The following is a 12,593-nucleotide window of genomic DNA, read 5'->3' as shown; positions in this document are numbered from 1 at the left end:
TTGCGGAGCATACCCGCCGCGGCCCCCGCCCTTCAGCCTGCGCCGAGCTTCGCCTCGCGCCCGAGCCGGACGTAGAGCTCGTACTGCTCGCGCATGAAAGCGGTGGTCGCCTCGCGCTCGAGCACGCGCGGAATGTTGCCGATCCGGCGATGCCCTGCGTTCCACTCCGGATCGTCCTTAAGCGCGCTGAGCACGCCGGTCCACTTCGCCACCACCTCCTCAGGCAGCCCCAGCGGGCCGACGAGAGCGTTCCAGCCGACGAGGTTCTCGAGCACCGGCAGCCCCGCCTCTCGTGCCGTTTGCACGCCGGCCACACCGGGGAACGGGTCAGGCACCGTGACGAGGATCGCCCGCAGCGTGCCGGCGGAGAGGCCGGGGGCGGCCTCGCTGAGGTTGAAGGAGGCGAAGTCGACCTGGCCGGAGATCACCGCCGTCATGGTCTCCGCCCCAGACCGGAACGGGATCTCGACGGCGGCATCGACCGGCAGCCCCGCCGCCCAGAGGAACATCTTCGAAGCAAGCCCGATCAGCGAGAGGGGCCCGGAGGAGGCGTAGTTGAGCTGCCCGGGCCGGGAGCGGATGGCGTCGATCAGGTCGGCCCCGGTGCGGTAGGGCGCATCGGCCTTGACGCAAACGCAGAGAGCATTGACGTCGGACAGCCCGATGATGGTGAAGTCGTCCCACTTGTAAGGGGTGGTGCGCGGCTCGAGAGCGGGCGAGATGGTCGCCGGGGCGCCGCGGCTCATCAGCATCGTGTAGCCGTCGGGCCGGGCGCGGCGGACGAAATCGGTCCCGACCACGCCCGAGGCGCCGACACGGTTCTCGACCACGATTGGCTGGCCGAGATGGCGCTGGCCGTGGTTGGCGAGGAGCCGCGCGCCGAGGTCGGTCGCCCCACCGGCGCCGAAGCCGACGACGAGGGTAACGGGGCGCGAGGGATAGGCTTGGGCCCGCGCGGGCCGGACAAGGGGTGTGGCGGCGAGGCCAGCAAGCGCTGCGCGGCGGCCGATGGTCGGGTGGGTCATGCTGTCCTCCCTGCACGTGTTGCCGCAAGGATAGGCACCGCCGGCGCCGCAGCGCCAGAGCCGAAGCCACGCCCGCCGCCCGGCACGCCCGCGCGCCCTGCTGGTCGATCAACGGGCGGATCGGCGGTGGAGGTTCAGCGCCAAGCGAGCACCTTCCGCGCAGCCGGCTCGCCCGCGAGCTTCACCCAGGCCTCGCCTCGCTCGAGCAGCGCGAGATTGGCACCAGGGCCCAGGATCCGACGCACCGCTTTCGGATCGGCGTTGGTCCTGAACGCGACGACAAGCCCCATCTCGTTCAAGAAGTCGTCCTCGACGCCGTCGAAGTCATCCGGCCCCTGTGAGATGAGCATGACCGCCCCGCCCTTCGACCGGCTGAGCCGGATCAGACCCGACAGCCCAGGCAGTTTGACGCCCAGGATGCGATGCGCCTCGTCGATCACACAAAGGACGCGAAGCGCACGGTTTCCGTCAGCGTCCATCGCCGCGTCGGCGAGGCTGTTGAGGTGGCGGTCGAGCGCATCGGTCATCAGGGTGACGATGGAGACCTTCACGAGATCGGGCAGGTCGGAAGTCAGCCTGATGATCCAGGACCGGGCGAAGAAGGCCTCCGGCCGCAACTGCGGGTCAAATAAGGCGAAGCGGCAGAGATCCGCGAGCGAGGCAGTGGCGCCGTCCTCCTTGCGGCCCTAGTCGGCGTAGATGGCCCTCAAAGCGGCGAGCACATCGCCAAGGCGGCAGGGCGCATGGGCGCCGAGGGCGCGTTCCGCGGCGTCGCCGAAGAGGCCCTTCTGCACCGGGCCGAAGGCAGAGCCCCTGAGCGTGGCGAGGCTGTCGCGCAGACGCTGCGCAGCGAGGGCTATCCCGGTCCGAGAACGATCTGAGAGCGCAAGCACATCGAGCGGGACCGGGGTCCGCGGCGGTTCGATCACTGTCGCGGCGAAAGCCTGATCGAGCCGGTTGTTGGTATCCGACATGTCGCCCTTGAAGTCGAAGGCGAGGATCGGCACCGGCACGCGCGCGCGTATCGCCCGCAGCATGGCCGCTGCCGTGCGCGTCTTGCCCGACCCGACCGCGCCCATGAACGCGGCATGAGGGCTGCCGCCGGGAGCGTTGAGCGCCCAGGTGACCGTTTCTCCGCTCGCCGCATCCTGCGCGACCTCGCCCACAGGGATCACAAGCGCGACCGGTGCCCCCTCGGCGGCCGGCGCAGGGCCGGTCCCGTCCACCGGCTTCGCCGGGCCCTCGGGTAGGGCGGCCTCCGCGAGGCTGCGCTTGAACTCGAAGGCATCGCCATTGGAGGCGTCGTAGAGTTCCGCAAGGAGGCGCATCCCTCGCACCCAATGGGCTGAGACAAGAGCCTGGAACGCGCGCAGATCGGGCGGTGCCTCACCAGCGTGTTCGATGATCAGCGACACCCAGGTCGCGAGATCGGCACCGGTGCCGAAGAGGTTCTCTCCCTTGATGGTCCGGCCGGGCTCGCCCTTGGCAGGAGCGGGCCTGTCCGGCAGAGCCAGGGAACGGCCGATCGCAAGCCGTGCGGGAACGTAGTTCGCGCCCGCGCCGATCGCGTCCTTGATCCGGCGGGCGATCTCGTCGGTCTCAGTCGTGGCGCGGAAGCCCGCCGTTGCGATCTCGTCGAGACTGGGCCGGTGACTGGCGGCGGCGGTCATGGCGAGAGACCCTGACCAGGAAAGTAGCCGCGTTCGACCCAGGACCGCCCGCTGTCGCCCTCCGTGACGTTCCGCAAGAGCCAAGCGTCTGCCACGCGGTCACGCACTGCGTCCAGGTAGGGGCCGACGACCTCGGTGTCTGTCGAGATCAGGATCACCTGGCTTGGCCGTTCGGCGAGAAACCGCAGAACGCCGATCCGGTGCTCCTCGTCGAGCCGGCCGAGCGGCGTGTCGATGACGAGCGGGAAGACGCGCTGGGACACCGCTGCCACCGCCGCGAACAGCGCCTGGGTGAAGACCTGCTTCTCGCCCGCGGCGAGATCGTAGTCGCGGAGGTTCTGTCCGCCCGGGCCGAGCAGGCGGACCTCGCCATCAGCGGTGATGTCGACGCGGCGGAAGAGGTCCTTCTTGTGCGCCATCGCCCCGATCGCCCGCGTCATCTCCTCAGCGATTGCCTGGCTTTGCAGCGGCCGCGCGTCGCGGAGGAGATTGTCGAGCATGAGCGCGATCTGCTCCGCTCGCTTCGCAAGCCGCGCCGGCCGTTTCGTCTGGTCAAGAGTCTCTGTCAGCCGCGCGAGTTCGGCCCGCTTCTGCCTGAGATCCTCGCCGCGCGAGGAGACGATGGCGCGCTTCTCGCCCTCCTCGCGGCTCAGCGCCGCGATCCTCCGTTGCAGCTCTTCCAGGCGTTCCCGATCGCCCTCGAGCCCTCCACCCGTCCCTTCCGCCGCATCAATCTCAGCGTTGAACTTGCGCAGTGCCGAGGCGAGGCGAGCCTCCTGTTCCAGGATGTCCGCGACCGTGCCCGCCGTGATCGACGCTGCGTCCTCGAGCCTCGCTCGAACCGCTTCCCGAAGCCTTCCCGTCGCATGTTCGTGCCTGAAGTCTTCGGCGACGTCCTGGGGCGGCGGGTTCCAGAGCGTTTCCAGCGCACCCCTGATCGCCTCCCGAACCTGGGCATGCTGGCCCTCCGTCAGAGGCGGGGCGACGCAGGCGAAGGCGTTCGCCGCTGTGGCAAGCACGGTTTCGGCACGGGCGCGCGTCTCCTCGGCCGAGGCGAGCCACTGTTCTCGCCGCGCTTCCTTCGCAAGGCGATCGATCAGCCTTGCGCGAAGCGCGCCACCGACCAGGGAGAACGGCAGAGCGCCATCGGCGAGCGAAGACAGCTTGTCCCTGACCTTCTCGAGGTCCCGTTCGGCGTCTGCCTTGGCGCGGATCAGATCCTCGAGTTCCGCACGGGTTCGCCCTCCCGAACCGGCAAGCTTGCGGGTCAGGGTCAGCCGCTCGCTCTCAAGCCCCGCAAGCTCCGTTTCGATCTCCTTGAGCCGCTCCTCGGCGCCAGCGACCTCGGCTTCAAGCTGCTTCACCTCCGCTTCGAGACGCACGATCGTGGCGGCGTCGGGCCCCTTGGCGACCTGGCCTCGCCGGTTGGCCGCATAGTCGCGAAGGCTCTGCGCGAGACGCCGGAGCCACACCAACCCGAGAAGCCCGTCTATCCCCTCCTTCACCTGCGCGCCCATGTCCCGTTCTGCGTAGGCGGACGCGGCCTCGCCATCGAACAGGAAGAAGGGAGCGAGGTGCGGCGGCAGGAAGGTCCGCGCGATCCACTCGCGCCACCATCCGTCAGGGTCCTGTTCGGTGCGCGGCGGCTCGACCACACGCCGCGTCGGCCACGATGGCGTTGCCGGACGGAACGGACCGCGACTGGCCTCAGCCCCGCTTCCCGGGCCCGTCCCACTCGGGAAGCCGGATCTGTTGCGCAAGCCGAAGCCTGCGGAATTCGACCGCTGCGAACACATCGTCGGCGGAGGGGGGATCGGGGCAGGCGAGCGGCAGGCTCGCTCTCGCCTCCTCCACGAAACGAACGGCAAGATTCCGCTCGGCGAGATACGCGCTTTGCCACCAGTCGAGGATCGCCGGCCGGGCCGCTGCGAGCACCGGCGCGGCGACGAGGCGCCCGCGCTTGCCCCTCTGGTTCACGCGCCGCGATGTCGGCAGAAGGTTCCAGAGATCGTTGCAGGCCCAGGCCGACCAGGGCAGGCAGTGGTCGATGTCGAGCGTCTCGCGCGTCAGCGCCTCGCCCGTCCAGACGCAGCGCACCGGCTCCCCCGCCGCGAGGCGCCCGAGCGCGAGCGCGCGCACTGGCTTCGCATCGCGCTCTGGCTCGCTCCAGCGGAGCGCTTCGAGCACGTCCTCGAGACGGATGTCGTATCCGGCCCGACGCGCATAGCCGAGCGAGAGCCGCGCCCACTCTGCGACCAGCATCGGCTCGATCCAGGTGCCGAAGCGGCGCAAGGCCTGCCACAGCGAGAGCGGAACCGCGATCGTTCCGTAGCGCCACAACACGGGCAGGGTCAGGGCAAATTCCGCGGCACGATGCGGCACCGTATCGTACTCCGCGCGGAACACGGGCGTGTCGTCGGGATGCGTGAGATGCCGCGCAGGCATAGCGACGATCGTCCGCGCCGCGTCGGCAAGCGCACGGCGAAGAGCCGCTGCTGTTGCGTCCGTGAAGGTCGCGCCGAGGTGCAGCTCCTCCGCCTCGAGGGCCGACAGGGCACGGAAGGCTTCTCCCACGAAGGCTGGGGACGCGCCAGCACGCACGGGCATCTGCGGCAGGCCGCGTTCGAGCAGCGGCTTGAACATCCTGAGCCAGTGCAGAGCCACGAGTCCGAGCGGAAGCTCGATCTCCTCTCCCCCCTCGCGCTCGCGCGCCACGTTCGGCGTCGCCTCCGCCATGCGCGCGATCGCGCGCAGGAGCGCGAGCTTGTAGGTCGCAGCCTTCTCCTGGCGCAGGATGATGCCGCGCAGGAGCGGCAGGGCACCGCCACCATCGTCGGGCAGGTCGAGGATCACGGCCTGCCAGCGCACGCCTGGGCGGTTTGCGAGATCGTCGCGCGGCGCCGTCACCGCACGAGGCGAAAGGCCGAAGGCGAGGCCGAGGCGTTCGACCTCGCGGGGATCTGCCGGCCACATCGGCCGGTCCTCGGGTAAAGGGCCGTGGCGCAGAGTGAGGACCATCCTCCCGCCAGGCTTGAGCAGCATCGCAAGCGACCGCATCGCCTGCTGCCGCGCCTCGGGCGCGACATGCATCCACACACCGCTCAGCCAGAGCAGATCGAACGCGAGGCCGAGACGTCGCACCGAGGCGAGGCCGGGCAGGCGATCGTCGATCCAGCGGATCCGCGGCGAGGGATGGCGAGCTGCGGCGGCCGTGCGCAGCGCCGCGGCCGGCTCCACGGCCACCACCTCCGCGCCGCGCGCCGCGAACCACGCCGCGTCGCGCCCGCTGCCTGCGCCGACATCGAGGACGAGCTCCGGGCGCTCGGGCAGGAAGGCCAGGTGGCCAGCGTGCACCGCCTCGAAGGCGAGCGACTCGTAGGCCGCGACGAAGCCCGAAGCGTTGCGCTCGTAGGGGCTGACCGTGTCCGTCACGGCAGGGAAGTGTGCATCGCGCGCCCCGCTACGCCCGCTCCAGGCGCGCCTCGATGGCGTCCCAGATGTCGGCCTCGAGATGGCGGCCGTCGAAGCGCGCCACCTCCTGCAGGCCCGTCGGCGAGGTCACGTTGATCTCGGTGAGATAGCCGCCGATCACGTCGATGCCGACGAAGATCAGCCCCCGCTCGCGCAAGGCCGGCCCCAGCCGCTGGCAGATCTCCCGCTCGCGGTCGGAGAGCGTCGTGGGCTCTGCCCGGCCGCCAACATGGAGGTTCGACCGCGCCTCGCCTTCCGCAGGCACGCGGTTGATCGCGCCCAAGGGCTCGCCGTCGACGAGGATGATCCGCTTGTCGCCCGAACGCACCTCAGGAACATAGCGCTGCACCACCAAGGGCTCGCGCGACCGTTCCGTGAACAGCTCGAGAAGCGCGTTGAGGTTGCGGTCATCGGGCCGGATGTGGAACACGCCAGCGCCGCCGTTGCCGAACAGGGGTTTGAGGATGATATCGCCGTGCTCGCGCCGGAAGGCGGCGATCTGCGCCGGGTCGGCCGTGATCAGGGTGGGCGGCATCAGGTCGGGGAAATGCGTCACGTAGAGCTTCTCGGGAGCGTTTCGCACCGCCGCCGGATCGTTCACCACGAGCGTTCGCGGGTGGATGTGCTCGAGAATGTGGGTCGCAGTGATGTAGGCCATGTCGAAGGGTGGGTCCTGGCGCATCAGCACCACGTCCATGGTCGCGAGGTCGAGCTCCTCCCACGCGCCGAGGGTGAAATGATTGCCCGGCTCGCGGCGAAGCGCGAGCGGGCGCGCTCGCGCCACCACCCGGCCCGCAGAGAGGGAAAGATGCCGCGGCAGGTAGTGCCACAGCCTGTGCCCGCGCGCCTGCGCCTCGAGCCCGAGCACGAAGGTGCTGTCGGCGTCGATGTTGATGCTCTCGATCGGATCCATCTGGATCGCGACGGCGAGTGACCGGTCCATGCGCTTCTCCCGTTGCGCCGGCAACGGTGGCCGCCCCCGCCCGGCCGCGCAAGCCTCGATCAGGCCGCGAGCAGGGGGGTGGCGCGGGTGGCGCCGAGGCGGGCGAGCAGCCGCGACGCAGCCGCCTCGCCCGAGGCGAGAGCGCCCTCGACGAAGCCCGGGAACTCGGGCGCGAGATCGGTCGAGGCGAAGGCCACCGGGGCGTCGAGCCCGGCGAGCGCGGCCTCGGCGTCGGGCGAGGCGCCGGCGGCGAGATGGGCCGAGTAGCCGCCGCCCAAGGCGCGGTGGTCGAGCCACAGACGCTCGTCCGACGACAGAACGGGCGGGGCACCGCCGAAGCCCTCGGCCACAGCGGCCGACACGAAGGCGAGACGATCCGCCGGCGTCATGGCGGCGAGGCGGCGCGCGAGCGGGCCCGCCGGCGAGCGCCGTCAGCACCCCGCCCTCGCCCGCGGTCGTGTCGCCGAACCAGAGGCCCTGGTGCACGGCCGAGCGGAGCGTGCCCGAGAACCCGCCATAGCGCCAGAACGGCTCGGCATAGCGCAGCGCGAGCTTCACCACCGCGCCGGCGCGGAACCCGGCGAGCGCCATCCGCACCTCCGGCGGCAGGCCCTGCGCCGGAAGCCGCGCCGCGACCGGAAGCGGCAGGGCGAGAAGGGCGGCAGCGGCGCGGATCTCCCCGCGCGGTGTGGCCACCGCCACGCCCGCGCGCTCGACCGCGAGGCCGAGCGCGGGCGTGCCGAGGAGAGGCGGGGCGCGCAGCGACGCGGCCAACGCCTCGGCGAGCCTGCCGAAGCCCTCGCGGAGGAAGAACTCGACATCGCCGCGATCGGAGCCGTAGCGCGCGTCCCCCGAGGCCGCCCAGGCGGCGGAGACTTCGCCCGGCGCGGCAGAGGTGAGCTCGGCGATGGCCGACAGAACGGTCGCGCGGCCGAGCGGCGAAAGGCGCTCGGCCACCACGAGGTCGGCGAGCGAGGCGTCGGCTGGGATGCGTGCGGGGTCGGACGGAACGGAGGCCTCGAAGGCCTCTGCCTCGGCAAGCGCGAGCCGCTTTTGCGCCTCGCCCGCGCCGGGGGCGTGCAGCGCCGGCCGCCCGCCCAAGGGAGCGGCGACGAGGCCGAGCCCGAAGCGCCGGGCGAGCGTGAGCACGCGGCGCATGTCGCCGTTGATGAACTGAGCCCCGGCGTCCCACGGCCGGCCATCGACGCCGGTGACCGTCTCCGCACGCCCACCCGGACGGGCCAGGGCCTCGATCAGACAGACGCGGCAGCCGGCCGACTCGAGCAGCTGCGCCGCGGCCAGCCCGGCGAAGCCGGCGCCGATGACCACGACGTCATGGCGGGAGGACAAGGGGAAACTCCATCAGGAAGCGTTGATCAAACGCTCAAATGAACATACGCTCAACACGGGGTGTCGAGTCAAGGGTGCAAGGATGACGGCACGCAAGCCGGCCGAGGACAGGCGCGAGGAGATCCTCGAGGCGGCCTGCGCCGCCATCCTGCAGAACGGGCTCGAGTCCTGGACGACGCGCGACGTCACCAGCCGGCTCGGCCTCTCGGTCGGCATCCTGTTCCACTACTTCCCGTCAGCCCGGGCGCTGAGGGCCGCCGCCTTTGCCCGGATCGCCGAGCGCGACCTCGCCTCCGCCTTCGCCATGGAGGAGGGGTTGTCGGCGGCCGAGACGCTCCGACGCTTCCTCGCCGATGTGCTGACGGATGCGACCGACGACACGTGGCGAACCTGGTTCGACGCCTGGACGGTCGCGCGCGACGACCCCGAGATCGCCGAGGCCTGCCGCGAACTGATGCTCGCCTGGCAGTCGCGCGTCGAGGCGCTGATCCGGCGCGGCGTGGCGGAGGGGAGCATGACGGCGCGGGATCCCGCCGGGGCGGCGCGGCGCCTGCTCGCGCTGATCGACGGGCTGGCGGGCCACATGCTGCCGCCCTTCTGCCGCGTCGCACCCGCTGAGGCGACCGCCGACCTGTTCGCTCTGGCCCGCGCCGAAGGCCTGCTCGGCCAGCCGGAGCTGGAGCCGGAGCGGGCGGGGGGTGGAGCGAACCCGGGCGAAGCGGAGCCTTGCTGAGGAAGCGGCAGGCCCTGACCGTCGCGGCACGGGCGAGAGGCAACGCCCTCAGTTCAGCCGAACCCGAAGCCGCGCCAGCGCCGCCACCGCCTCGTCCTCGCCGGTGAGAGCGGCCGCGCGCTCCCAGGCAGCGAGCGCGGTGCGCGGCCGCTCGAGCGCCTCGGCAAGCAGCGCCGCCTCGCGCCAGAGCGACCCGGCCTCGGGCGCCACCCTCAGCATGTCCTCGGCGGCAGTGAGCGCGCCTTCGAGATCGCCGGCGGCGGCGCGGCGAAGCCGCAGATTGTTCTGAAGCCGAAGCAGGACCTGGCGCCGCGTCATCCGCCTCAGATGCTCGGGGCCGAGCAGGGTGCCGGGGCCGAGGAAGCTCCCGAGCATCCGCGCGAGCTCCTCCTCCGTGCGCAGGGCGCCGGCGTCGAACACATCGACGACCACGAAGCCCTGCCCCGCCCCCGCCCCGCCGACGCCGAGGAGGAAATGGCCCGGGAAGTCGATCCCCCAGGCCTCGACTCCGGCGGCCTCGGCGGCCTTGAGCCAGAGGATCCCGAGCGCGACGGGAAGGCCGCGCCGGCGCGCGACGACGCGGATCAGGTTGGCGTTGGCGGGGTCGTCATAGGTCTCGGAATCGCCGCGGTAGCCGTGGCGAACGGCGAGGAGGTCGCGCAGCGCACGCGCGCTCTCCGCCGGCCCGGCGCGCGGCAAGACGCCCGCCTCCCGCGCAAGAAGGGCGATGTGCCGCACCACAGGCTCGGGGTCCTCCTCCGGCAGGTCGATCCGCGCGAAGGCAAGAGCGGCCTCGGCGAGGTCGATCCGCTCGTCGGGCAGGGCGCCGAGGGCCTCGAGAGCGGCACGGCTGCGCGCCTTCACCTCCTCCGGCGTCACGGCGAAGGGGGCGCCCCTGCGCGCACCGAGGCCGCCGCAGGGCGCGCGGCGGAGGCATCGGCGAAGGCACGGGACGCCGGTTCGGAGCGAAGCCTGAGCACCGTCACCACCGCCTTCACCCCGGGGATCGACCGGGCAAGCGACACGACACGGTCCACCTCCTCCTGGTCGCGCGCAACACCCGAGAGCACCACGGTGCCCGACACCGTGTCGATCGCATAGTTCACCGCGTTGACGTCGGGCGCGAAGGTCAAGGCCGAGCGGAGACGGAGGGTGATCCAGCGGTCGGCGGCAGCGGTGCCGAGGCCGTAGCCCTCCTCCTCCACCTTGATGTGGTTGACCACCTCGCGCACGCCCGCGACCCTGCGGGCGAGCTCTTCGGCACGCTCGGCCGTGGCGCGGAACCGCACCGATCCGGTGAGCACCACCACGCCGTCGTGGATCGAGGTCGAGACCTTGCGGAAGATCGCCGGGTCAGCGCCGAGCCAGGCCTCGTTGATCGCAAGCGCGAGCGCGTTGTCGGCGAGCGCGCCGTCGAGGCCACGGTCCTGCAGCGCCATGCTGCCGACGGCGGCACCGGCCTTCAGCGCCAGCGCCTGGGGCGAGACGACCGGCGCGCAGGCGGGCGCGGCGAACAGAAGCGCGAGGGCGAGAGCGGCAGGGGCGCGGCGCATGGCCCGATCCTGCGAACGATCCGCGATCGGTTCAAGAACGGCCGCGAAGCCGCGGGCGCAACGCGCAGCACCGTTGCGGCCGCGCCAAAGCGCCGCAACGGCCTCGCCTTAAAGCCCCTCGCGCGGCAGCATGCGACCGAGCGGGCGGCCGCCGAACAGGTGCACGTGGAAATGCGGCACCTCCTGGTGGCCGTGCACCCCCATGTTCGACAGCACGCGATAGCCGCCCGCCTCGAGGCCGAGCTCCTTCGCCACCTGGCCGACCAGACGCCAGAACCCGGCGATCTCGGCCTCCGTCGCGTTGGCGGCGAAATCCGACAGCGACACGTAGGCTCCCTTCGGGATCACGAGCACATGCACCGGCGCCTGCGGGGCGATGTCATGGAAGGCGAGGGCATGGTCGTTCTCGGCCACCTTGCGGCAGGGGATCTCGCCGCGGAGGATGCGCGCGAACACGTTCGAGGGATCATAGGGCGGCAGGCCAGAGACGGGCATCGACTTGCTCCCGTGCGTCGTGTGGGCGTGGTCGGGCGCGAGAGTGCACCGCCGCCCGCGTGCCGGCAAACCCCGCTACCAGAGCTTCGTGCTGCGCCCCCGCGGAGGGAGACGACGGGCGACGGCGGAGAGCGTGAGCGGGCGGGCGCGCGACGCCTTCTCGTCGATGCCGCTCATCGCCTCGCGGCGCTCGAGCTCGGCCCACACCTCCTCGGGGCGTATGCCGGCATCGACCCACACCACCATGAGGTGGTACAGCACATCCGCACTCTCGCCGATCAGGGCGGAGCGGTTGCCGCGCGTCGCCTCGATCACCGCCTCCACCGCCTCCTCGCCGAACTTCTGCGCCACCTTGGCGGTGCCGCGGGCGAGCAGGCGTGCGGAGTGGGAGAGCTCGGGGTCGGCGCCGCGGCGGGAGAGGACGGTGGCCCACAGCCGGTCGAGGATCGCCCCGTCCGGCCCCGGCAACGGCGGCGGTACGGCGGGGCGCGGGGCGGCGGCTTGGGCGCGCTTGGCCGCCCCCTTCTTCTCGGTCTTCTTCCCGGCCTTCTTCGGCGGCTTGGCCATGCTCAGGCGGCCTCGCGCGGAAGCCGAACCGGAAGCCCCGCGCGTGCCACCGCGCGCTTGGCTTCGGCGATCGTGATCTGTCCGAAATGGAATACGCTCGCGGCGAGCAGCCCGGTCGCACCCGCCTTTGCCCCTTCGGCGAAATGCTCCGCCCTGCCCACCCCGCCCGAGGCGATCACGGGAACCGGCACGGCGGAGGCCACGGCGCGGGTGAGGGCGAGGTCGAACCCCGCCCCGGTTCCGTCACGGTCCATCGAGGTGAGCAGGATCTCGCCCGCACCCAGCGCGGCGGCCTCGACTGCCCAGGCGACCGCATCGATCCCCGTTGGCCTCCTCCCGCCATGGGTGACGACCTCGTAGCCGGACCCGTCCGCCCGGCGGCGGGCATCGATCGCGACCACCACGCACTGGCTGCCGAACTTCGCCGCCGCCTCAGCGATCAGCCGCGGCCGGGCGACGGCGGCGGAATTGACGCTTACCTTGTCCGCCCCGGCGAGCAGGAGGCGTCGGAAATCCTCGACTTCGCTCACCCCGCCGCCGACCGTGAGCGGCATGAACACGCGCTCCGCCGTGCGGGAGACGACCTCGAGGATCGTGCCGCGGCGCTCGTGGCTTGCGGTGATGTCGAGGAAGCAGAGCTCGTCGGCGCCTTCCCGGTCGTAGAGGGCGGCCTGCTCCACCGGGTCCCCGGCATCGCGGAGGCTGACGAAGTTGACGCCCTTGACGACGCGCCCGTCCTTCACGTCGAGGCAGGGAATGATCCGGACGGTGAGCATTTCGAGCGGG

Annotated in this window: 12 protein-coding genes and 1 pseudogene; 1 reads left to right on the top strand and 12 read right to left on the bottom strand. The window is 71.7% G+C overall.

From position 1 onward, the window contains the following. Window positions 1–32: 32 nt before the first annotated feature. The 7 genes and pseudogenes from KO353_RS07985 to KO353_RS16735 form a co-directional block, all read right to left on the bottom strand. Window positions 33–1,025, bottom strand: coding sequence for a Bug family tripartite tricarboxylate transporter substrate binding protein (locus tag KO353_RS07985; RefSeq protein ID WP_218287161.1), 993 nt, complete (start codon window positions 1,023–1,025; stop codon window positions 33–35). A gap of 134 nt (window positions 1,026–1,159) precedes the next feature. Continuing rightward, window positions 1,160–1,642 carry a type IV secretory system conjugative DNA transfer family protein gene (locus KO353_RS07980; RefSeq protein WP_218287160.1) on the bottom strand — a complete coding sequence of 161 codons (483 nt, stop codon included), beginning with the start codon at window positions 1,640–1,642 and terminating at the stop codon, window positions 1,160–1,162. A gap of 69 nt (window positions 1,643–1,711) precedes the next feature. After that, a complete protein-coding gene (locus KO353_RS07975) occupies window positions 1,712–2,695 on the bottom strand; it encodes a DndE family protein (RefSeq protein WP_218287159.1) in 984 nt (327 codons plus the stop codon). Next, on the bottom strand, window positions 2,692–4,350 hold the full coding sequence (locus tag KO353_RS07970; protein ID WP_218287158.1) for a hypothetical protein: 1,659 nt from the start codon (window positions 4,348–4,350) through the stop codon (window positions 2,692–2,694). Before KO353_RS07970 ends, KO353_RS07975 begins: the two co-directional genes overlap by 4 nt. A gap of 52 nt (window positions 4,351–4,402) precedes the next feature. Next, window positions 4,403–6,127, bottom strand: a complete 1,725-nt coding sequence (locus KO353_RS07965; RefSeq protein ID WP_218287157.1) for a class I SAM-dependent methyltransferase — start codon at window positions 6,125–6,127, stop codon at window positions 4,403–4,405. A gap of 28 nt (window positions 6,128–6,155) precedes the next feature. After that, on the bottom strand, window positions 6,156–7,109 hold the full coding sequence (gene gshB, locus KO353_RS16430; RefSeq protein ID WP_235692104.1) for a glutathione synthase: 954 nt from the start codon (window positions 7,107–7,109) through the stop codon (window positions 6,156–6,158). Window positions 7,110–7,535: 426 nt separating this feature from the next. Next, window positions 7,536–8,438: pseudogene (locus tag KO353_RS16735) on the bottom strand (flavin monoamine oxidase family protein); the annotation flags it as partial. A 103-nt stretch (window positions 8,439–8,541) separates the two neighbouring features. Here KO353_RS16735 and KO353_RS07955 point away from each other — a divergent pair. Then, complete coding sequence (locus tag KO353_RS07955; RefSeq protein ID WP_218287155.1) at window positions 8,542–9,192, top strand: TetR/AcrR family transcriptional regulator; 651 nt, start codon at window positions 8,542–8,544, stop codon at window positions 9,190–9,192. Between the two features lie 48 nt (window positions 9,193–9,240). On the opposite strand, the gene KO353_RS07950 is transcribed toward KO353_RS07955, so the two are convergent. From KO353_RS07950 to hisF, 5 genes are all read right to left on the bottom strand, one after another. Next, on the bottom strand, window positions 9,241–10,071 hold the full coding sequence (locus KO353_RS07950) for a transglutaminase-like domain-containing protein (protein WP_235692069.1): 831 nt from the start codon (window positions 10,069–10,071) through the stop codon (window positions 9,241–9,243). After that, window positions 10,068–10,745 (bottom strand): BON domain-containing protein, encoded by a 678-nt coding sequence (locus KO353_RS07945; protein WP_218287154.1) that lies wholly within the window; start codon window positions 10,743–10,745, stop codon window positions 10,068–10,070. Before KO353_RS07945 ends, KO353_RS07950 begins: the two co-directional genes overlap by 4 nt. Window positions 10,746–10,853: 108 nt before the next feature. Further along, a complete protein-coding gene (locus KO353_RS07940) occupies window positions 10,854–11,240 on the bottom strand; it encodes a histidine triad nucleotide-binding protein (RefSeq protein ID WP_218287153.1) in 387 nt (128 codons plus the stop codon). 75 nt (window positions 11,241–11,315) lie between these two features. Beyond that, on the bottom strand, window positions 11,316–11,807 hold the full coding sequence (locus KO353_RS07935) for a phosphoribosyl-ATP diphosphatase (protein WP_218287152.1): 492 nt from the start codon (window positions 11,805–11,807) through the stop codon (window positions 11,316–11,318). A gap of 2 nt (window positions 11,808–11,809) precedes the next feature. Further along, window positions 11,810–12,583 (bottom strand): imidazole glycerol phosphate synthase subunit HisF, encoded by a 774-nt coding sequence (hisF, locus tag KO353_RS07930; RefSeq protein ID WP_218287151.1) that lies wholly within the window; start codon window positions 12,581–12,583, stop codon window positions 11,810–11,812. Between the last annotated feature and the right edge of the window lie 10 nt (window positions 12,584–12,593).

It is taken from the genome of Elioraea tepida (assembly GCF_019203965.1).
GTDB classification, from domain to species: domain Bacteria; phylum Pseudomonadota; class Alphaproteobacteria; order Acetobacterales; family Acetobacteraceae; genus Elioraea_A; species Elioraea_A tepida.
The sequence above is the reverse complement of the archived record's forward strand: the minus strand, read 5'-3'. Positions and strand labels throughout refer to the sequence as shown.